Annotated in this window: 17 protein-coding genes; 10 read left to right on the top strand and 7 right to left on the bottom strand. The window is 38.0% G+C overall.

The features are described 5' to 3' along the window. Window positions 1–51: 51 nt before the first annotated feature. The 3 genes from gap to GQO80_RS02480 all read right to left on the bottom strand — a co-directional run bounded on the left by gap (window position 52) and on the right by GQO80_RS02480 (window position 6,719). Window positions 52–1,053 carry a type I glyceraldehyde-3-phosphate dehydrogenase gene (gap, locus tag GQO80_RS02470; protein WP_157206673.1) on the bottom strand — a complete coding sequence of 334 codons (1,002 nt, stop codon included), beginning with the start codon at window positions 1,051–1,053 and terminating at the stop codon, window positions 52–54. A gap of 17 nt (window positions 1,054–1,070) precedes the next feature. Further along, window positions 1,071–2,057 carry a 6-phosphofructokinase gene (pfkA, locus tag GQO80_RS02475; RefSeq protein ID WP_157206674.1) on the bottom strand — a complete coding sequence of 329 codons (987 nt, stop codon included), beginning with the start codon at window positions 2,055–2,057 and terminating at the stop codon, window positions 1,071–1,073. 276 nt (window positions 2,058–2,333) lie between these two features. Further along, window positions 2,334–6,719 carry a translocation/assembly module TamB domain-containing protein gene (locus GQO80_RS02480; protein ID WP_232333099.1) on the bottom strand — a complete coding sequence of 1,462 codons (4,386 nt, stop codon included), beginning with the start codon at window positions 6,717–6,719 and terminating at the stop codon, window positions 2,334–2,336. A 248-nt stretch (window positions 6,720–6,967) separates the two neighbouring features. Between GQO80_RS02480 and tsaD the strand changes: the two genes are divergently transcribed. From tsaD to GQO80_RS02505, 5 genes are read left to right on the top strand one after another with little or no spacing between them, the layout of a single operon-like run. After that, window positions 6,968–7,990 carry a tRNA (adenosine(37)-N6)-threonylcarbamoyltransferase complex transferase subunit TsaD gene (tsaD, locus tag GQO80_RS02485; RefSeq protein WP_157206675.1) on the top strand — a complete coding sequence of 341 codons (1,023 nt, stop codon included), beginning with the start codon at window positions 6,968–6,970 and terminating at the stop codon, window positions 7,988–7,990. A gap of 31 nt (window positions 7,991–8,021) precedes the next feature. Then, on the top strand, window positions 8,022–8,726 hold the full coding sequence (locus tag GQO80_RS02490) for a 16S rRNA (uracil(1498)-N(3))-methyltransferase (protein ID WP_157206677.1): 705 nt from the start codon (window positions 8,022–8,024) through the stop codon (window positions 8,724–8,726). Window position 8,727: 1 nt separating this feature from the next. Further along, window positions 8,728–9,372: a DUF4159 domain-containing protein gene (locus GQO80_RS02495; protein ID WP_157206679.1), complete on the top strand. Its 645-nt coding sequence runs from the start codon at window positions 8,728–8,730 to the stop codon at window positions 9,370–9,372. Between the two features lie 14 nt (window positions 9,373–9,386). Next, window positions 9,387–9,887 (top strand): TrmH family RNA methyltransferase, encoded by a 501-nt coding sequence (locus tag GQO80_RS02500; RefSeq protein ID WP_157206681.1) that lies wholly within the window; start codon window positions 9,387–9,389, stop codon window positions 9,885–9,887. A gap of 12 nt (window positions 9,888–9,899) precedes the next feature. Then, window positions 9,900–11,081, top strand: a complete 1,182-nt coding sequence (locus tag GQO80_RS02505; RefSeq protein ID WP_157206683.1) for a THUMP-like domain-containing protein — start codon at window positions 9,900–9,902, stop codon at window positions 11,079–11,081. 58 nt (window positions 11,082–11,139) lie between these two features. Here GQO80_RS02505 and GQO80_RS02510 read toward each other — a convergent pair whose 3' ends face one another. The 3 genes from GQO80_RS02510 to GQO80_RS02520 all read right to left on the bottom strand — a co-directional run bounded on the left by GQO80_RS02510 (window position 11,140) and on the right by GQO80_RS02520 (window position 15,831). After that, window positions 11,140–12,399 carry an aminotransferase class I/II-fold pyridoxal phosphate-dependent enzyme gene (locus GQO80_RS02510; RefSeq protein ID WP_157206685.1) on the bottom strand — a complete coding sequence of 420 codons (1,260 nt, stop codon included), beginning with the start codon at window positions 12,397–12,399 and terminating at the stop codon, window positions 11,140–11,142. A gap of 248 nt (window positions 12,400–12,647) precedes the next feature. Then, window positions 12,648–13,688: a PLP-dependent cysteine synthase family protein gene (locus GQO80_RS02515; protein ID WP_157206687.1), complete on the bottom strand. Its 1,041-nt coding sequence runs from the start codon at window positions 13,686–13,688 to the stop codon at window positions 12,648–12,650. A gap of 82 nt (window positions 13,689–13,770) precedes the next feature. Beyond that, window positions 13,771–15,831, bottom strand: coding sequence for a S9 family peptidase (locus GQO80_RS02520; protein WP_157206689.1), 2,061 nt, complete (start codon window positions 15,829–15,831; stop codon window positions 13,771–13,773). Window positions 15,832–15,908: 77 nt separating this feature from the next. Between GQO80_RS02520 and GQO80_RS02525 the strand changes: the two genes are divergently transcribed. After that, window positions 15,909–16,232, top strand: a complete 324-nt coding sequence (locus GQO80_RS02525) for a YbaB/EbfC family nucleoid-associated protein (protein WP_157206691.1) — start codon at window positions 15,909–15,911, stop codon at window positions 16,230–16,232. Between the two features lie 31 nt (window positions 16,233–16,263). On the opposite strand, the gene GQO80_RS02530 is transcribed toward GQO80_RS02525, so the two are convergent. Further along, the gene (locus GQO80_RS02530; RefSeq protein ID WP_157206693.1) at window positions 16,264–17,286 is read right to left on the bottom strand and encodes a threonine aldolase family protein; all 1,023 of its coding nucleotides are present in this window, start codon (window positions 17,284–17,286) and stop codon (window positions 16,264–16,266) included. Between the two features lie 95 nt (window positions 17,287–17,381). Between GQO80_RS02530 and prfB the strand changes: the two genes are divergently transcribed. The 4 genes from prfB to GQO80_RS02550 all read left to right on the top strand — a co-directional run bounded on the left by prfB (window position 17,382) and on the right by GQO80_RS02550 (window position 22,148). After that, a protein-coding gene (prfB, locus tag GQO80_RS02535; RefSeq protein ID WP_157206695.1) for a peptide chain release factor 2 occupies window positions 17,382–18,492 on the top strand; the annotation gives its coding sequence in 2 pieces (ribosomal slippage) (window positions 17,382–17,444 and window positions 17,446–18,492; 1,110 coding nt in all). 157 nt (window positions 18,493–18,649) lie between these two features. Beyond that, window positions 18,650–19,270: an HAD family hydrolase gene (locus GQO80_RS02540; protein ID WP_157206697.1), complete on the top strand. Its 621-nt coding sequence runs from the start codon at window positions 18,650–18,652 to the stop codon at window positions 19,268–19,270. Then, window positions 19,267–19,608: an arsenate reductase (glutaredoxin) gene (gene arsC, locus GQO80_RS02545; protein WP_157206699.1), complete on the top strand. Its 342-nt coding sequence runs from the start codon at window positions 19,267–19,269 to the stop codon at window positions 19,606–19,608. Before GQO80_RS02540 ends, arsC begins: the two co-directional genes overlap by 4 nt. A 101-nt stretch (window positions 19,609–19,709) precedes the next feature. Then, window positions 19,710–22,148, top strand: coding sequence for a TonB-dependent receptor domain-containing protein (locus GQO80_RS02550; RefSeq protein WP_157206701.1), 2,439 nt, complete (start codon window positions 19,710–19,712; stop codon window positions 22,146–22,148). Window positions 22,149–22,172: the final 24 nt, after the last annotated feature.

The raw sequence follows: 22,172 nt of genomic DNA on the forward strand, positions 1-22,172 counted from the left end.
TGTATTATCATTACAATAAATCTGTGGAGCTCATTACTACTTGTTTTTTACTTAAATTTTGCTAATATGTTGTGCAAGATCAACTAATTTAGTTGAATAACCAAATTCATTGTCGTACCAAGATACTAATTTAAAGAAATTATCATTAAGTGCAATACTTGCATCAGCATCAAAGATACTGGTCATGGATTCTGATACGAAATCTTGTGATACCACAGCTTCTTCAGTATAACCTAAAACACCTTTTAATTCGTTTTCAGATGCTTTTTTCAATGCAGCTTTTACTTCAGCCCAAGAGGCCGCTTTTTCGGTTCTAACGGTTAAATCGACCACGGAAACATCTGGAGTAGGCACCCTAAAGGCCATACCGGTTAATTTTCCGTTTAATTCTGGGATTACCTTACCTACCGCTTTTGCAGCTCCGGTTGAAGAAGGTATGATGTTTGCCAACGCGCTACGGCCGCCTCTCCAATCTTTTTTAGAAGGGCCATCAACGGTTAACTGGGTTGCTGTTGTGGCGTGCACGGTGGTCATTAAACCTTCAACAATACCAAAGTTATCGTTAATAACTTTAGCTAAAGGTGCCAAACAGTTTGTGGTACATGATGCGTTGGATACAATGGTATCTTTTGCAGTGATTTTATCGTGGTTTACACCCATAACGAACATGGGAGCATCGGCTGATGGTGCAGAAATAGCCACTTTTTTAGCGCCCGCAGTAATGTGTTTTTGGGCACCTTCCAAGGTAGTGAAAATTCCTGTACAATCTAAGATAACCTCTGCGCCTACGGCATCCCATTTTAAATCTTCTGGGTTACGCTCTGCGGTAATCCTGATTTCTTTTCCGTTAACTACTAAGTGACCGTTTTTAACTTCAACCGTTCCGTTAAAACGACCGTGAACAGAATCGTATTTCAATAAATATGCTAAATGTTCTACATCTAACAAATCGTTGATACCAACAACTTCAACGTCTGGTCTTCCAACTGCAACTCTGAATGCAATTCTACCAATTCTACCAAATCCGTTAATTCCTAATTTTAATTTTGACATAATCTTTGTTGTAAAAGTTAAGTGCTCATAATATCTGAGACACGCAATAATTCTAAATTTATTTTTGTTTTTCCTTTAATGGCATTCTCAAATGGGGTTAATTCCATTTTGTTGTTTATAAGGCCCACCATATAATTGGTTTTGCCTTCAAGCAAAGATTCTACTGCTTTAAGGCCCATTCTGCTGGCCAAAACGCGGTCGAAACAAGATGGCGAACCACCACGTTGCATGTGCCCAAGCACAGATACGCGCACATCGTAGCCTTCCATGTTTTGATCGACAAAGTCTTTAAGCTCGAAGATGTTCTTACCTATTTTATCGCCTTCGGCCACGACAACGATACTTGAGGATTTACCGGATTTTCTGCTTTTGTTCAAAGATTCAACAAGTCTGTCCAACCCTAAATCTTCCTCTGGTATTAAAATTTCCTCGGCACCACCGGCTATTCCTGCATTTAAGGCTATATGCCCCACATCGCGCCCCATAACCTCAATAAAAAATAAGCGGTTATGCGAACTTGCGGTATCCCTAATTTTATCGATGGCATCTACAACCGTATTTAAAGCGGTATCAAAACCAAGGGTGTGCGTGGTACCAACAATATCATTATCGATGGTTCCAGGAATACCCATTACAGGGAAATCGAATTCTTTGTTAAAAACCATGGCACCGGTAAATGAACCATCGCCACCAATAACTACCAGACCATCTATTTCGGCTTCAATTACCTTTTTGTAAGCTTCTTCCCTACCTTCTTTTGTCCTAAATTCATTTGAACGTGCCGATTTTAAAATGGTACCTCCTTTATTAAGAATACCACGAACGCTGCGTGCATCCATTTCTTTAAAATCACCTTCAATAAGTCCTTCAAAGCCTCTATAGACTCCAACACATTTTATATTATGGTAAGCACAAGTTCTAACTACCGAACGAATGGCGGCATTCATTCCGGGGGCATCGCCACCCGATGTTAAAACAGCTAATTTTTTTATTGTTTTTGGCATTAATATTCTATTTTTTACAAGGTAAAATTAGTAAACAAAAACCATATATCTATGCCATTTTTAAATTTAATTGTACTTGGGAAACTATAACGATTTAGTTTGAATGAATTGGTATGATTTATGATTGACGATTTGCGTTTAACGACTAACGATTATTGAATTATGAACGTGTACCTGGAACATTAGAAACTTTTAATATCGTACTTCAAATATTGTACTTCAAATATTGTACTTCTAATATCGTACTTCTAATATTGTACCTTCAACATATCGCTTTTATTTGATTTTTATAAAATCTGGCAGGGTCGTATCTGGTTCGTCTTTAGGTTTTTCAATAGTTATTTCGTCTTCTTTTTTGGCACTTTTGAAAAAATTCCGAATTAACTCCCTAAAAGTATCAAAATCGACACTGTACGATAGCCCAATGCCTTGCGTATAGCCAATGGCTTCTCCAAAATTACGAATATTGTTTTCTCTATTAAAAACATTGGCGGTTAAGGTACCTTCTTCATTTAGTAGAAAATTAATTTCCACATCGCCCGCAATAACGGTTTCGCTCGCACCGGCACCCCCAACGGGCACACCAACTTTACCATTTATAAGAACGCGGTCGCTAATTTGGGTCTGTAAGGTAACCCCAACCCGATCGTCGGTTTGATAATCGGGCCTGTTTTGACCTGCTTCATAATTCAATCCTATATTAAGCTTGCTGTCGCCCGAAGTAAAGAAACTGTTTATGATGCCATTAAGCCGTTCGGCGATGGTGCCCGAAAAATTAAGTTCGCTTAAACCTCTGGAAAAAGAGCCGGTTGACAGTAAATAAAGTGCTTGGTTTTGTCTATCGGCTTCAGACTCTAAACGGTATTGAAGTTCAGATTTTACCGTGGAATTCACATTAGGGAACTCGAAGGTAAACTCGGGTTTGGGCTGTTCCAAGTTTCCTGTAAGTGCAATATTGAGTTCTACTGGAATACTTCTATTAATGGGGTTATCCAGTAATGGCGAAGGGTTTGCCTGTGTTTTATAAATGGCACGCATGTTTAACAAGGCATCAAGTGGGTCGCCTTCCCATGCAATGGTGCCACCGGGCTGTACACTAAATTCTTTTTGGATAAGACCGCCATAGGCAAAATTATAAACGCCTTCAAATACCGAAAAATCGCCCCACATATTAAACTTACCGTTGGTGTTTATTTCTACCAACAATCCTCCACGCCCTCTTCCTTTGAGGGAATGGCCCGAGTTTTTATCGATGATTATTTCAACTTCGGCATCTTCGGTGAGGTCTAAATCAAAATCCAGCTCAAGGCCTTTAATTTCATTGAATGTAACATCGGCGCCCTGTTTTCTGGCCCGCTTTTCTTCTTTTGTTACAAAATGAATATAAGAATTATCGCCAAACGACTCGGAATCGCTTAAAGGAATCTTAAAAACGGTCCCTGGCTTTGTTTCACCGTTCACGCTTATCACCAATTGATCTGTGGGGCCGTAAATGCTAGCCCTTCCGCCTACAAAAGCTGTTCCATAATACAGGGCATCTTCAGCATCTTGGGTGTCTAAAACCAACAGCTTTGGCGTGGTTAGGTTTAAATCCAATCGCCATTTTGAAAAGTTTACATGGCTTAACGACCCATTAAGTTGCCCTTTTGATTTATATTTGGTATCGGTTAACTGAATTTTATTGAAAACAAAACTTTGTTCTTTAAGGGTAACCGACGATTTATTATCAAATTGGTAATCGACGTTAAGGTATGGAATTTTAAAGCCCGCATTATTTAAACTAAGAATACCATTGATGTCCGGACGATTAAGATTGCCAAACACCTTTACCGTTCCGGTGGCAAGACCGCGAATATTTGACAATACGTCGTGCAAGAACGGGTTTAGGGGCTGTAAATTAAAATTATCCAATTCTAAATCTACGTCCATGGTAGATTGCTTACCTTCAACGTGAATGCCTCCCAAGGCTCGGGCAAATCGTTGTTCGTTGTTTTTTATGGTAACGTCCACATTGTAATTGGTTAGGTTTTGATTGCCTGATATTTTAGCATCAAACGTTCCGAAATTGAGGTTGTTCACCTTAAAATTATCGATTACCACATTGGAAGTTGGCAAATAATTGCCGTTTTTTTGCAAAATATTAAGTTTACCGTTTACGTTGCCTGCCAATTTTAAACTATCGATTTCTGGTATAATTTTAGCAAGATCGACGTTGGAGAAATCGAGCTCTATATCTTTTTGGGTAGAATCCCTAAGAAAGCCCGAAAATTTTATTTCTTCATTTTTATGGTTGATAACAAATTTATCGATATTGAATTTGGTCAATTCTTTATTGAACGCTATTTTATTGAAACCATCTTTCTTGCCATTAATGTACCAGGTGTTGTTCTGAATGGTTACATCCGATTTTTTAAAGCCTATAACCGACTCCTTATCTTTATTGATGGTATGGTAAAAACTTAGGTTAAAAATATCGTTGTTGTGCTTGCCACCACGAAATTCCGAACGCATAAACAGCGTGTCCTTTACCGTTACATTAATTAAATTGAATTTAGAAACGTTGTAATATTTTGTGTTTAAGCTATCGGCCTCTATATATGTGTTAAACAGTGGGTTATTGTTGTCAACCTGTAGTTCAATATTATCCACAAAATAATTATGGTACTTAATTTTTGGCGATTTGAAGGTGAGCTTAAATTGTTTTTGGTCGCTTTCTATATGCCCACGCAAGAAGGTGTTTTTGCCCAGTTCAATTTCTGGATAGATTACTTCTACAATTTTGTTGTAAATTTTAAAATTGAAATCGATGGTTTGGTTGCCTTTAACTTTAGAGGGTGAATAATTGGTGTAAATATTCCCCAGGGCATTTTCAAAAAGCTTTCTAAAATCGTTGAATAAAAATTGTCCTTTTAGTTCCCCTTCAATGATATCGGGGGAGTTTACTTCAATAAACCGTACATCATTTTCAAAACGGGAGGTTAAATCGAATTTTTCAAAATAGTAGGTGTCGTTTTGGTTTTTATACGATGTGTTTTTAAATGAAATTTTTCCGTAGGCATCGTCAATACTGCTACTGTTCATGTTCATTTTAACGTCGCTCCTAAAAATTGAGATGGAATCTTTTTTTACAAAGTTCAATACATTCAAATTAGCATAATCAATATTTGCCTCAAAATCATATTTTTTTACTTTTTCCGAAAAGTCCACAAGGCCCAAAAAGTTCAATTTTAAATTTTTATCGTTGGCAATTAGGTTTCCGTCAAAAATCTTGTTGCGAACGTTGCCCACCACTTTTATATCGCTGTAATTGTAGTTGTTGTACTCAACCTCAAAAACGTCGCCCTTAACTTGGGTGTTTAAATTGGCCGCGGTAAAGCCATAACCTTTAACATCAAAATTCAACGAGGCCTTCCCTACCGAGGGATCGTTTAGGAAGCTGCCAAAATCAAAATTTTCAAATACTATTTTCCCGTTGTACGATGCATTATCAATATCGTCAATTTTCGATATTTGTAAATTGGAATCAACATAGCCCAACTCGGTATCAATTTGGACATTGGCAATAACTTTTGAAGCGGTAATTTGAGAATTTCCAACGATGTTAAACAAACCCAACTTATCGAAGGAAGAAGGTATTGTAGCTCCTAAAACATTGGGCAACAATGCTTTTAAATCTTTATAGGTAGAAGTTAAATTTGTAAAACTTCCGTTCATGTAAAAATTTCCCTTTTCCTTATTGAAAATGTTCTTAAAAACTAAATCGCCCTCAATTTTAGTTGTTGAACCAGAGCTTAGCTCCAAATTGGTAGCCTGAAAATTATTTAATGTACCGTACAGGTTTACATTAAAGGTAGCCGATTGGTTTTTGCCAAACTCGTTATAAAAAATGTTGAGCTCATTTAAAAACAGGTGCGAATCCTTAAAATTGGCCTTCACCAAAACCTTATCGGTAAAATATTGCAGATCCTCGCGGGCGTACGAAAACTTTAAATCGCCCTTTAAAGTAGAGTGCTGGGTTTGTGCATCTAGGTTGGCAAAGGTCATGCTGGTTAAGGTGTATGAGAAATTGGTCATTAAATTTTTCATAACCAAACCGCGGCTATCATTAAAGGCCAAGGTATTTATGCGTGTGCTTACCTCGCTTCCGTTAATTAAAAAATTGGTAGCGTTTATATTTAGATTGGTGAATTCCAGCAACTTATTGGTTTCTTTGTTCTCGTCCAAAAGTCGGAATGTCCCATTGTAAATTGACACGTCGCTTGAAGACAACAAAAAGCTGCTTTCCGATTTTCTCGGGTTATCATCTTCAAACTTATGCACAAAAACATCCAAATTGGTTTCAGTGGCGCCTTTGTAGGTTTTGATGTTAAAAACAAGGCTTTCAATATCAATATCGCCAAATGTCAATCGGCCATTCATTAAATTTCGAAGGTTGATAATTGAGGTATTCAACTCATCAATATTTATTAAGGTGTCCTTTTTATAATCTTCAATATAAATATGTTTCAGTTCTACATCGCCATTAAATTGCAAACTAACCTTATCGATATTTATATTGGTCTTAAACGCTTGGTTAAGCCGTTTTGTAGCATAATTGCCTAAGCTTGTTTGAACGGCGGGAATAGAAAGCACAAGCACCAAAATGATGAAAAGCAGTAACAAAATACCTGCTATTTTATATGCTATTTTGAATGCTTTTTTAATACTTTTTTAAATTTTGAGTTTATTAACTTGGCGCCTTTTGCTGTTAAAAATGGACTTTTAAAACCATCGCCCAAGAAAAACTAGATAAACCTTTTTTTAACATCCATTAAAAAATTATTTAAGTAGTTTTGTAATTACGATAAAAAGTATGGCAACAGACTTTAACCGTTTTCAAAATTAACAATTATTATGCCTTATTTTAAGTAATGGGTAAACAAAATATTTATATTCTAGGAATTGAGTCGTCCTGCGATGATACAGCGGCTTCCGTGATACATAATGGGCGCATATTGAGCAACATTGTGGCCAACCAAAAAATACATGAAGCCTATGGTGGCGTGGTGCCCGAACTGGCATCGCGGGCGCACCAGCAAAACATTGTTCCGGTGGTACATGAAGCATTAAAAAAAGCCCAAATTTCTAAAGAAGATTTGCATGCCATTGCTTTTACCAGAGGTCCAGGGCTTATGGGCTCGCTATTGGTAGGTACCTCGTTTGCAAAATCGATGGCCTATGGGCTCAACATCCCGCTAATTGATGTAAACCACATGCAAGGTCATATTCTGGCCCATTTTATTGATGAAGAAGGCTACAACAAGCCGCCATTCCCGTTTTTGGCCATGACCATTTCGGGCGGACATACCCAAATTGTTAGAGTTGACAATTATTTTGATATGACCGTAATTGGCGAGACCATCGACGATGCCGTTGGCGAAGCATTCGATAAGAGCGGAAAAGTTTTGGGTTTGGGCTATCCTGCCGGTCCGGAAATTGATAAACGCGCCAAATTAGGAAACCCAAAAGCGTTCAACTTTACCAAACCTAAAGTAGATGGGCTGAATTTTAGTTTTTCGGGATTAAAAACAGCCATTTTGTATTTTATACAGCACGAAACCAAAGCAAACACGCATTTTATTGAAGAAAACCTTAACGATATCTGCGCTTCCATACAACATACCATTATCGGGATATTAATTGATAAACTGAAGCTGGCCTCAAAACAAACGGGCATCAAACATATTGCCATTGGTGGCGGTGTTTCGGCAAATTCGGGCATCCGACAAGCATTGAAGGATGGCGAACAAAAATTTGGGTGGACTACCTATGTGCCAAAATTTGAGTTCACCACCGATAATGCCGCTATGATTGCCATTGTGGGCTATTTAAAATATTTAGAAGCAGATTTTGCTGAACAACATGTGGCGGCATCGGCACGGTTGAAGATTTAGTCGCAGCCATAAAAAATCGTAAATCCATCAAATGCAACTTTTCTACAATCCAGAAATAAACGAAACCACCACGCAATTTTCTTTTGAAAAAGAAGAAAGCAAACATATTGTAAAAGTGCTTCGCAAATCGGTTGGCGCTATTATGCATATAACTAATGGCGATGGTTGGTTGTTTTCCGCTGAAATTGTAATTCCTGATAGTAATAAATGTGTAGCGAGCATCGTTTCTAAAGAAAAAAAAACAAAACGCCATTACAATTTACATTTGGCCGTTTCGCCTACCAAAATGAACGATCGCTACGAATGGTTCTTGGAAAAAGCTACCGAGATTGGCATTGATACCATTACCCCCATAATTTGCGACCACAGCGAACGTAAAATCATCAAACCTGAGCGATTTGAAAAAATTTTACAAGCGGCCATGAAACAATCGTTAAGCTGTTATTTGCCAACATTGAATGAAGCAACCACTTTTAAGGATTTTATTTCACAAGAATTTAAAGGAAACCTGTTTATAGCACATTGTGAAGAAACCGATAGGAAATCGTTAAAACAACAACTAAAACCAAAACAAGACATCACAATTTTAATTGGTCCTGAAGGCGATTTTAGCAGCAAAGAAATTGCATTGGCCATAAAAAACAAGTTTATTCCCGTAACTTTGGGCAACACCCGCCTACGAACCGAAACGGCTGCCATAGCAGCGTGCCACAGCGTAGCGTTTATAAATGAGTAACATGAAGAAAGCCGGTTTAACTTTTGCCCTTTGTCTCTTATCGTATGTGTCTTTTTCGCAAGAAATAGCCCTTGTTAAGTACAATGGTGGAGGCGATTGGTATGCCAACCCAACGGCTTTACGCAACTTAATAGCCTATTGCAATGCAACCATCAACACGAAAATTAAAACAAAACCCCAAGAAGTTGAAGTTGGCAGTAATGATATTTTTCAATTCCCGTTGGTGCACATGACGGGGCATGGTAACGTATTCTTTAGCGACTCCGATGCCGAAAACCTTCGCAATTATCTAATTTCCGGGGGTTTTTTGCATATTGATGACAATTATGGCTTGCAACCCTACATTGTGCGCGAACTAAAAAAAGTGTTTCCAAACAAAGAATTGGTTGAACTTCCCGCCAACCATCCTATTTTTAATTCTGCTTTTACATTTCCAAACGGGTTACCCAAAATACACGAGCACGATGGCAAACGCCCCCAAGCTTTTGGTATTTTTAGTGAAGACCGTTTAGTGCTGCTGTTTACTTATGAAAGCGATTTGGGCGATGGATGGGAAGACCCAGACGTACACAACGACCCAGCAGATGTTAGGGAAAAAGCCCTGAAAATGGGTGCCAATATTGTAAAATATGTATTTGAAAATTAAAAATCGTAAACCTTTTGCAATTAACACATTACAACTCCAACTTTAAAAAACGCACCTTCCCCATTGTATTGGTAAGCGACAACGTTACCAATGCGCCAAATTTGGGCAGTTTGTTCAGAATTGCTGATGCATTTGGTGTTGAAAAACTCATACTTTGTGGTGAACATATTCCTTTGGGCAGAAAAATGGCAAAAACAGCACGCGCAACTGAAAAATTCGTGAATTATGAAGTTTCTGCATTTGCTTCACAGGTGGTTGAAAGTTTAAAAACTAGCGGCTATCAAATCATTTCCTTGGAAATTACTGCTGCCAGTGAACCCATTCATCAATTCAAGTTTTCCTCAGAAAAACCCATGGCGCTCATTATTGGTGATGAGAATTTTGGAATCGCGGAAGCTATTTTAAATAATTCAGATGCCATAATCCATATAGAAATGTTCGGACAAAACAGCAGCATGAACGTGGTGCAGGCCACCAATATTGCCCTATACGAAATAACCAAACAGCTTTTATAACGCCTTTTTTCTTTGAACGAACACATTTTAAATATTGATATTCAGCAATTTATAAATGAAAATCTAACATCTCATTTAACCTCGTTACTATTAAAAGGAACGTCTTTTTCTTCTGTTGAAACTAAAGAAATCATAACACAAATTGAAGCTAAAAAACGCTGTGAAAAAAAGTTGCCAACATGGTTCAATACCGAAAAGATCTATTATCCAAATAAACTGAATATTGAGCAAACCTCTTCGGAAATAACCGCCAAATATAAATCCAATTTAATTCATGGTGCTTCCATAATCGACCTAACCGGAGGCTTTGGTGTTGACTCCTTTTATTTTTCAAAAAACTTCAAAACGGTGGTGCATTGCGAAATGGACGGTATATTATCTAAAATCGTAAAACATAACTACACGCAGTTAAACGTTTCCAACATTGACACACTGGCAATCGATGGCATTTCGTATTTGGAAACCAATAAAACAGTTTACGATTGGATTTATTTAGACCCATCGAGACGACACGACAGCAAAGGGAAAGTGTTTTTCCTAAGCGATTGTTTGCCAAACGTGCCAAAACATATCGATTTGCTTTTCAAACATTCAAATAATATTCTGATAAAAACGTCGCCTTTACTCGATATTTCATTGGGCATTAACGAATTAAAGCACGTAAAAACCATTCACGTTGTTGCCGTAAACAATGAAGTTAAGGAACTTTTATGGATTTTGGAAGCTGGTTTTGAAGCTGAAATTACAGTTGAAACAGTGAATATTAAAAAAGAGGTGAATGAGCATTTTATGTTTTCGTTTAACAAAGAAAAAACGTCAACTTCATCATACCAGCAACCCCAAACCTATTTATACGAACCTAACAGTGCCATTTTAAAAGCAGGAGGATTTGATGCCATAACACAACAACTGCCTGTTTTTAAACTACATAAACATTCGCATTTATATACAAGCGACAGGTTGTTGGAGTTTCCCGGAAGGCGCTTTATCATTAAAAAAGTAGTTCCCTATAACAAAAAGGAACTCAAAAAATTAGGGATAACGCAAGCCAACGTTACCGTGCGCAATTTTCCGGAAACGGTTGATGGATTACGGAAAAAATTCAACATTAAAGACGGTGGCGAAACCTATCTGTTTTTTTCTACGGATATTGAAAACCAAAAAATTGTGATAGTTGCTTTAAAAACCGCATAAAAAAAGGAGCCGTTTTGAAAAACGGCTCCTTCATATTATTGTTTAAAAACGGTTACTATTATTCGCCCATTGCGGCCATAACGGCAGCAGACAAGCGTTGGTACGTGCCATTTTCCAAACGAGTTCTTATAGAATCAAAAGCATCCAAAGTTATCTTAATATCTTCCAAAGTATGGGTTGCCGTTGGTATTAAACGCAATAAAATCATGCCTTTAGGAATAACAGGATACACCACGATCGAGCAGAAAATGCCAAAATTTTCGCGTAAGTCCTTAACCAAGGCCATCGCTTCAGGAATACTTCCTTTTAAATAAACAGGCGTTACACAGCTTTGTGTGGTTCCAATATCGAATCCGCGTTCTTTAAGTCCGTTTTGCAAGGCATTGGTATTTTCCCAAAGTTTATCTTTTAACTCTGGCATGGTTTTAAGCATTTCTAAACGCTTTCTGGCACCTACCACCAATTGCATTTGCAACGATTTTGCAAACATTTGCGAACGCAAGTTGTATTTTAAAAAATCTATTATTTCTTTATCGGCAGCAATAAAGGCGCCTGTTCCGGCCATCGATTTTGCAAAGGTTGCAAAATACACGTCTATCTCATCTTGAACGCCTTGCTCCTCGCCTGTTCCGGCACCTGTTTTTCCTTGGGTGCCAAACCCGTGGGCATCATCGACCAAAAACCTGAAATTGTATTTCTTTTTTAGTGCAGCTATTTCCTTTAACTTTCCTTGTTCGCCCCGCATACCGAAAACACCTTCGGAAATTACTAAAATACCGCCACCAGTCTGTTCTGCCATTTTAGTAGCCCTGTCAAGATTTTTTTCAAGACTTTCAACGTCGTTGTGCTTGTATGTAAAGCGTTTGCCCATGTGCAGGCGTACCCCATCGATAATGCACGCATGCGCATCAACATCATAGACAATAATATCGTTTTTGTTCACCAATGCATCAATGGTAGATACCATGCCTTGGTAACCGAAATTCAATAAATAAGCAGCTTCTTTATTAACAAACGCTGCGAGTTCATTTTGAAGGGTTTCATGAAGATCGGTATGGCCAGACATCATTCTAGCTCCCATTGGGTAAGCAGAACCATACGCTATGGCCGCTTCACCATCCACCTTACGAATTTCAGGATGATTTGCCAATCCTAGGTAATCGTTGATGCTCCAGGTGATCACATCCTTTCCTTGAAATTTCATCCTGTTGGATATTTGACCTTCCAATTTTGGAAACACAAAATACCCTTCCGCTTGCGAAGCCCATTTTCCTAACGGCCCTTTGTCTTTATAAATTTTTTCAAATAAATCTTTCATTTAAAATCTTATTGCTATTAAAATTAAGACATAACCAATAACACAAACGATTTATGAAAGCTAAATACACGTTTACCATGTAATATAATTTTCTTTAAAGCTTTTATTGTTTTTGGTTAGTTCGTGCAAAATTAATTATTTATATTCTTTGTACATAATTTTTGGTGTTCAATTATCTACAAAATAAAAAAAGAGATGCTTTTTTGCTTATATCACAAATACCACCTCTCTTTTTTATGCCGTTTTTGTTATTTGATATATTCCACTTTTTGTACTGTGGCCTCGTTTAAGCTATCAAAAAAACCTTGTTCCTGCATCCATTTATCGCTATAAACCTTGCTCATGTAGCGCGAGCCATGGTCGGGAAAAATAACCACCACGTTGTCGCCTTGCTTAAACATGCCTTGTTCGCCCAATTGCATGATGGCTTGGGTTGCAGCCCCGGAAGTATAGCCTACAAAAAGACCTTCGGTGCGTGCCAATAATCTGGCAGTATGGGCGCTATCTTCATCGGTAACTTTTACAAATTCATCAATAACCTCAAAATCCGTAGCGGTAGGTATCAGGTTTTTTCCAAGGCCTTCTATCCTGTATGGGTAAATTTCATTTTCGTCAAACTCCTTGGTTTCGTGGTACTTTTTTATAACCGAACCATAAGCATCAACGCCTATTACCTTAATATTTGGATTTTGTTCTTTTAAATATTTTGCCGTTCCGGAAATGGTGCCGCCAGTACCACTGCACGCAATAAGGTGCGTAATTTTACCTTCGGTTTGGTTCCAAATTTCTGGCCCCGTAGAATTATAATGGGCATCGATATTTAATTGATTGAAATATTGGTTGATATAAACAGACCCTTTTATTTCACTGTGCAAACGTTTGGCAACCTCGTAATACGATCTTGGGTCGTCTGCACTCACATGGGCAGGACATACATATACCTTAGCACCCATGGTTTTAAGCATATCTATTTTATCGGCTGAAGATTTTGAACTTACCGCCAACACACAATTATACCCCTTAATGATGCTTACCAAGGCAAGACTAAAGCCTGTATTGCCCGAAGTAGTTTCAATGATGGTATCTCCGGGCGATAAAATGCCTTGTTTTTCGGCCGCTTCAATTATATAAGTGGCAATCCTGTCTTTTGTTGATTGTCCGGGATTAAAATATTCTACCTTGGCGTAAAAGTTCCCTTTGAATTTTGAAGTTACTTTATTGAGTTTAATAAGTGGTGTATTGCCTACTAAATCTAATACACTATCAAAGACTTGATTTTTGTGTTTCATACATGCTTTTTAAAAGCTACCATACCATTCATAAAAATATGGGCAACTTAAAACTTGACAAAAGTAAAACTTTTTTTTTTTATTAGCCATGAATACCTTCCAAATCTAACAAAAAGGCGTATTCCAAAGCGACTTCTTTTAGGCTTTCAAAACGTCCTGAAGCCCCGCCATGGCCCGCATCCATATCGGTAAAAAGCAGCAATCTATTGGTATCGGTTTTTAATTCCCTTAGTTTAGCTACCCATTTGGCGGGTTCCCAGTATTGCACCTGCGAATCGTGCAGACCTGTTGTAACCAGCATGTGTGGGTAGTTTTTTGCTGCTACGTTGTCGTAGGGCGAATACGATTTCATGTACTCGTAAAAGGCTTTCTTATTGGGGTTTCCCCATTCATCATATTCACCAGTTGTAAGTGGAATGGTGTCATCCAACATGGTTGTAACCACATCAACAAAAGGTACTGCCGCCAAAACACCATGATACAGTTCGGGGTTCATATTGATGATGGCCCCCATAAGCATACCACCCGCAGAACCGCCATAAGCATAGAGATGGCTGGGTGTTGTGTATTTTTGCTGAATTAGGTGTTTTGAACAATCGATAAAATCGTAAAAGGTATTTAATTTATGAAGCAATTTGCCCGTTTCGTACCAATCGCGCCCCAAATACTCGCCACCCCGAACATGAGCGATGGCGTAAATAAACCCACGATCGAGCAAACTTAAACGTACTGTTGAAAATGAGGGGTCGATGGTGGAGCCATACGAGCCATACGCATATTGTAACAACGGACTTGAACCATCCAATTTTGTTCCTTTTCTATAAACCAATGATATTGGCACCTTCACACCATCGCGAGCGGTTGCCCAAATACGCTGCGATTCATAATTTTCTTTATTAAATTTACCCCCCAAAACTTCTTGCTCCTTTTTTATGTCGCTTTGTTTTGTTTTGAAGTTATAATCGATTACCGCACTTGGCGATGTTAATGAATTATAGCTATATCGCAATACATCACTATCAAAATCTGGGTTAACGCTTATGTATGCTGTATAAGTTTCGCTTTTAAAAGGCAAATAATAATCTTCCCCGCCATCCCAACTCATGATGCGTAGTTTGTTCAATCCGTTTTCGCGTTCATTAATCACTAAATAGTCCTTAAAAATCTCAATATCCTCCAATAAAACATGGTCTCTGTAAGGTATCACTTCTTTCCAGTAGCGCTTCTCGGTTTTATGCTCGTTTGTTTTTAATAGGTTGAAATTGGTAGCACCGTCGCCATTTGAAATGATATAAAAACTATCACCATAATGCGCGATACTATATTCCAAATCGCGTTTACGTTTTTGGAAAAGTTTAAAATCCCCATCGGGTGTATCGGCATTTAAAATCCTGTATTCCGAGGAAACCGTACTTGAAGACCCAATAACGATGTATTTTTTCGATTTTGTTTTATATACAAACGTGTTGAAGGTGTCATCAGATTCGTGAAAAACCTCAATATCTTCACTAAAATCGGTATGCAGTTTATGTTTAAAAATTTTGTGCGAACGCAACGTTCCTTCTTCTTTCATGCAATAAAAAAGGGTTTTATTATCATTTGCCCACGTAGAACTGCTGGTTGTATTGAGAATTTTATCGGGATAAATTTCACCGGTTACCAAATTTTTAATTTGAATGGTGTATTGCCTTCTCCCTAAGGTATCAACGGAAAAGCTTGCCATGGTATTATCGGGACTGATGGACATGCTCCCTAAATTGAAGAACGCCAACCCTTTGGCCATTTGGTTGCAGTCGAACAAAATCTCTTCAGGAGCTTCCAAACTATCCTTTTTACGGGCATAAATGGGGTAATCCTGCCCTGTTTCATATCGGGTTATGTACCAATAACCGTTCAATTTGTAAGGCACGGAGGCATCATCTTCCTTAATTCTGCCTTTCATTTCTTCAAATAATGCCTTTTGAAACGCCTCGGTATGTTGCATCATCTGTTTGGTATAGGCATTTTCGGCATTCAAATATTCAATAACTTCCGGGTTTTCCCTATCGTTTAACCAATAGTAATTATCAATACGAATATCTTTGTGTTTTACTAATTTTTTTGGCTTTTTTGCTGCCCGGGGTACTTGAAGAATGTTTTTCAACGGTATTTTATTCTAAAATTAATGGGCAAAAATATAAAAATTAAATAGCTTTGTGGCGATTTAAAATTTATAAAATTATGTTTGGAGATATGATGGCCATGATGGGAAAACTGAAGGAAACCCAACGAAAAGTAGAAGAAACCAAAAAGCGCTTGGATACGGTTTTAATTGACGAGAACAGTAGCGACCACAAACTGAAAGTAACGCTTACCGCCAATAGAACCATTAAGTCGGTTGCCATTGATGATAGTTTGCTTGAAGATAAAGAACAACTGGAAGATTACCTTGTTTTAACGCTAAACAAGGCCATTGAAAAAGCAACCTGTGTAAACGAAGCGGAACTTGCTGCCGTTGCCAAAGAAGGTATGCCGAATATTCCGGGGCTGGATTTATTTAAGTAAACTTCTTGGATTTTTTAGACTTCTTAGAGTTTTAGACGGCTAGATTTTTCAGGGTTTTTAGAAATTTTTCATGCATCGCATCGGTATAATCTAAATGCGTAACAATGCGTAACTTATTGGTGCCCATACCAATAATGTGAACGTTTTTATCTTTTAGCTTCTGTATAAACTCGGTTTCATTTACATCTTTATTCAGTTCAAAAATAACGATATTGGTTTCAATAGGTTCCACCGTTTTTATTATTGATAATTCAATCAAAGCTTCGCCTATGTTTTTGGCCTTTTTATGGTCGTCAACCAATCTTTCCATATTATTGTCCAAGGCATAAAGTCCTGCTGCGGCTAAATATCCTGCTTGTCGCATATTGCCCCCAAACACCTTACGGATTCTAATGGCGTTTTTCATAATAGCTTCGTCACCAACTAAAACAGATCCCACAGGGCAACCCAACCCCTTGCTTAAACATACCGAAATGGTATCGAAAACATGACCATACTGCATGGTTGTTTCATTTTTTGCTACCAATGCGTTCCATAATCGGGCGCCATCCAAATGAAATCCTAAGTCTTTTTCATCACAAACGGTTCTTATTTTTAAAATTTCATTAAAGTCCCAACAAGAACCACCTCCTCTATTGGCTGTGTTTTCAATTTCGACCAATCGCGACGGACTGTAATAATAAGCACCTGGATTGATTGCTTCCAGAACCTGTTTTGCAGTAAACATGCCTCTTTCACCATCAATCAATTTGCAAGACACGCCACTATTAAACGCAGCGCCACCAGATTCATAATTATAAATATGGGCATGTTTGTCGCATATAACCTGGTCGCCAGGGTTGGTATGCAATTTTATGGCCGTTTGGTTGGCCATCGTCCCGCTTGGGAAAAACAAGGCACTTGGTTTGCCAAACATGCTTGCAATGCGAGCTTCCAATTGGTTTACGGTTTCGTCTTCTCTAAAAACATCATCGCCCACTTTGGCTTCCATCATGGCCTGCAACATCTCTTTCGATGGTTTGGTAACGGTATCACTTCTTAGGTCAATTATCATTGGTATAAAAATATAAGGTAAAACTATAAAATTAAATCAAGATTTGTTTTCTGCTCCTGCTATAAATCCTATTTTTGTTCAAAAATAAATAGACTATGATAACTTCCGATCAGATTAAAAACCTTAACACCCGCCTAGACAAACTTAGGCACTATCTTTGACGTAGATAGAAAACTTATTGAAATACAAAACGAAGAAGAAAAAACGTTTGACCCTAATTTCTGGAACGATGCCAAAGCTGCCGAAGCCATTATGAAATCGCTTCGTGTTACCAAAAAATGGGTTGAAGATTACAATAGCGCCAAAACCCATACCGAAGATCTGGAAATTCTTTATGAGTTTTATAAAGAAGGGGAAGCTTCCGCTGAAGATGTTGAGGAACAGTACAATAGAGCCTTCAACTTACTTGAAGATATTGAGTTTAAAAACATGCTTTCCGATGAAGGCGATGGTTTAAGTGCCGTATTGCAAATAACTGCGGGCGCTGGTGGCACCGAAAGTTGCGACTGGGCAAGTATGCTGATGCGTATGTACTTAATGTATGCCGAAAAAAGCGGATTTAAGGTAAAGGAACTCAACTTCCAGGAAGGCGATGTGGCCGGCATAAAAACCGTAACATTAGAGATTGAAGGCGATTTTGCCTTTGGTTGGCTAAAAGGCGAAAATGGTGTGCACCGTTTGGTGCGTATCTCACCTTTTGATAGTAATGCCAAACGCCATACCAGTTTTGCCTCGGTATATGTGTACCCTTTGGTTGATGACACCATTGAAATTGAAATAAATCCTGCCGATATTGAAATTACTACCGCACGTTCAAGCGGTGCAGGCGGACAAAACGTAAACAAGGTTGAAACCAAGGTACAGCTTACCCATAAACCAACCGGTATCCAAATTCAATGCTCGGAAACCCGCTCGCAACACGACAACCGTTCTCGGGCCTTACAAATGCTTAAATCGCAACTGTATGAAATTGAATTGCAAAAACAAATGGCACAGCGTGAAGATATTGAAGCCAGCAAAATGAAAATTGAATGGGGAAGCCAAATTAGAAACTATGTCATGCAGCCCTATAAACTGGTAAAAGATGTAAGAACAGGGCACGAAACCAGTAACGTCGATGCGGTAATGGATGGTAATATTGGGCCGTTTTTAAAAGCCTATTTAATGATGATGGGGCAAAAACAGGAGGACACATCAGCGTTGTAGAAAATAGATTGTTGACGGTTATTGGGTTATTAAGTAAATAACATGTATTGAGAACAGGACTAAAAAACCTAATAACTTTTCACAAATACATTACTTTAAAAAGACCTACAAGATTTTTGAAACCTTGCAGGTTGAAATTATACTTTTTAGAAGGCTTATGAACCAAATAGATACCATAATTTTCGATCTTGGCGGCGTTTTAATAGACTGGAATCCCGAATATGTGTTTTTAGAAGCGTTTAAAGGCGATCGAAAAAAAATGCAATGGTTTTTTGAAACTATTTGCACGAGCGATTGGAACGAAAATCAAGATGCCGGTTACCCTTTAGCACAAGCAACCCAAGATTTGGTAGATACCTTTCCAGAGCATGAACAGTACATTAGGCTGTACTATGGAAACTGGGAAAAAATGCTTGGTGGTGCCATTGTTGGTACCGTAAACATCCTTGAAGCCCTTATTGCATCAAAAAAATTTAAAGTAGTCGCTTTAACCAATTGGAGCCATGAAACTTTCCCAATCGCACAAAAGCGTTTCGATTTTTTAAAATGGTTTGATGGTATTGTGGTTTCGGGGGAAGAAAAAACCAGAAAACCGTTTAAGGAAATTTATGAAATTTTGCTAAACCGCTTTGATATTGTTCCAGAAAGAGCCCTCTTTATTGACGACAATATAAAAAACATTGAAGCTGCCCATGCCCTAGCAATTCATGGCATTCACTTTAAAAATGCCAACGAACTCATCCAACAATTAAAAACCTTCAACATTTATATACCATGATTAAAATATACCATAACAATAGGTGCAGTAAATCGCGTTGCGCCTTAGAACTTTTGGAACAATCGGCAAAACCTTTTGAAGTTGTAAATTATCTTGAAAATACCGTTACAGCAGAAGAATTAAAACACATCATCAAGCTTTTAGGCATAAAGCCCATCGATTTGGTTAGAACCAACGAAACCATCTGGAAAACCCACTTTAAGGATAAAAACTTAACCGATGAACAAATTATCGATGCGATGGTTACAAACCCCAAGTTGATAGAACGCCCCATTGTAATTAATGGTAACAAAGCCGTAATTGGACGCCCTACCGAAAAAATAAGGGACATTATTTAACTACACCCATGAGGATTTTAATAGGTTAATTAACTTTTAATTAACAAAACACTATTAAACCATAGCTATTTTTGCACGTCTAACTTTGAAAAACATTCCTCATGACAAAATTTTTCGGTTTTTTTCTTTTAGTATCCTTTTTAGCTTTTCCAGGAAACGTTTTTTCAAACAACACGTCTTTTCCATTAGATAAAACCATTATTGTAACCGGACAGGTTATAGACAAGGACACCAATACACCGCTAGAATACGCAACCATCGCATTTTTCAGCAAAAAAGAAAACAAAATAGTTGATGGCGGCATTACCGATGCCAAAGGCCAATTTAGCATTAAAATACCCAATGGCGTTTACGATATTTCCATAGAATATATTTCCTATAAAAAAATAACACTTTCCAACAAAAAACTAGAGGCCGATACCAATTTGGGCACTATTTTTTTACAGATTGATTATGCCTCGTTGGAAGAAGTTGAAATTATTGCAGAACGAACCACCGTTGAAATTAAACTGGACAAAAAAATATACAATGTGGGCAAGGACCTAACCGTAAGTGGCGGTACCGTAAGCGATGTACTGGACAACATCCCTTCGGTTTCGGTTGATGTAGAAGGCAATGTGGCCCTTAGGGGGAACGACAATGTAAAAATCCTTATCAACGGAAAACCATCTGGGTTGGTTGGTTTAAATTCTACCGATGCCCTGCGCCAACTTCCCGCCGATGCCATTGAAAAAGTAGAGGTTATCACTTCACCATCAGCACGTTACGAATCTGAAGGGACCGCAGGTATTTTAAATATCATTTTACGCCGAAGCAAGTTACAGGGCTTTAACGGTGCCATTAGTACCAATGTTGGTTACCCCAATGCCGCAGGTGTTTCAGGAAATATTAATTACAGAACCGGCGACGTTAATTTTTTCAACACAACAGGCTATAATTACCGGGAATCGGTTGGCCATTCCTATACAGAAACCAGATATAAAACAACAGGGAATTTTGTTGATGAAAGGGGCAATTGGGATAACACAAACAAAGGATTGACCTCAAACCTTGGTTTGGAATGGTATATAACCGATTCGGCCTCATTAACAACCTCCTTGCTTTACAGGGACTCCGATAATGAAAGCGATTCAAAAAACCGAACATTGCAATATGACGAAAACCTGAATTTTGTGGGTGAGAGCAATCGATTGGAACCTGAATTCGGAAAAAACAAAACCATTCAGTACGCTGCAAATTTCACTAAAAATTTCAAAACCAGTGGCCATAAGTTTACAGCCGATTTTCAGTATGAAAACAGTGATGAGGACGAAACATCGCAAATAACCAATGATGGCCTAAAAAGCGAAAATATTGCAACCTTAAACAACCAAAAAGAGATACTCTTGCAAACAGATTATGTGCTTCCACTTGGCGAAAACAGTCAGTTTGAACTTGGTTACCGCGGTAACTTCAATACCCGATCAACAGATTATACGGTGGAACTTTTTAATACAACAAGCAATAATTTTGAGATAGACACTAACTTATCGAACCTATTTAATTTTAAAGTATATATCAATGCATTATACACACAATTTGGTAGCAAAATCGATAAATTCTCCTATTTGTTTGGGTTGAGAATGGAAAACACCCAAACCACCATAGACCAACCAACCTCGGGCGATTTTAAAAAGAAAAACATCACAGGCTTGTTTCCCACTATTAATTTAAGTTATGAGTTAAATGAAAATGAAAGCATCACTTTAGGATACAGTAGAAGGCTAGAAAGACCACGCGGATTTTACCTAAACCCATTTCCTTCCAGAACCAGTCTTACCAATATTTTTCAAGGAAATCCAGATTTAGACCCCAGTTATTCTGGTTTATACGACTTAGGCTATATAAACAAGTTCAGCAAGGTTACCCTTAGTACATCGCTATTTTACCAACATGAAAAGGACGATAGCAACTGGGTAAGTTTTGAAACCGGCGATACCGTTTTGGTAAACAACCAAGAAATACCCGTAATACAAAGAACGCCCGTAAATTTGGCAACCGAGGACCGCTTTGGATTTGAATTTAATTTGAATTACACCCCTACCAAAAAATGGCGTATCAATACCGACCTGAATATGTTTAAAAACACTACAAGGGGCGATTATAACGGTGTTAATTATGATGCCGACAACTTTAGCTGGAACGCTCGTTTAAGCAACAAATACACCCTTCCGGGGAAAATAGATTGGCAAACCAATATAGACTATCGAGGTCCAAGTGAAGATGCCCAAAACAAAAGAGATGCCATTGCTTCTGTAAATTTGGCGTTTAGCAAAGACTTTTTTGATGAAAAAGCCTCAATAGCCTTCAATATCAACGACTTATTTGATAGCAGAAGGTATAAAGGCGAAGTAAATACCCCTACCTTTTTCACCAAAAGAGACATGCAATTTAGAGGTGGACAAACCTTCAACCTATCGTTCACATATAGGTTTAACCAGAAAAAGAAACCAGAGCGCCCAAACAATGGCGGCGGACAAAATTTTGATATTGAAGGATAAAACGATTTTATAAAAATGTAAGTT

The organism is Mariniflexile maritimum, from assembly GCF_009746565.1.
GTDB lineage: Bacteria > Bacteroidota > Bacteroidia > Flavobacteriales > Flavobacteriaceae > Mariniflexile > Mariniflexile maritimum.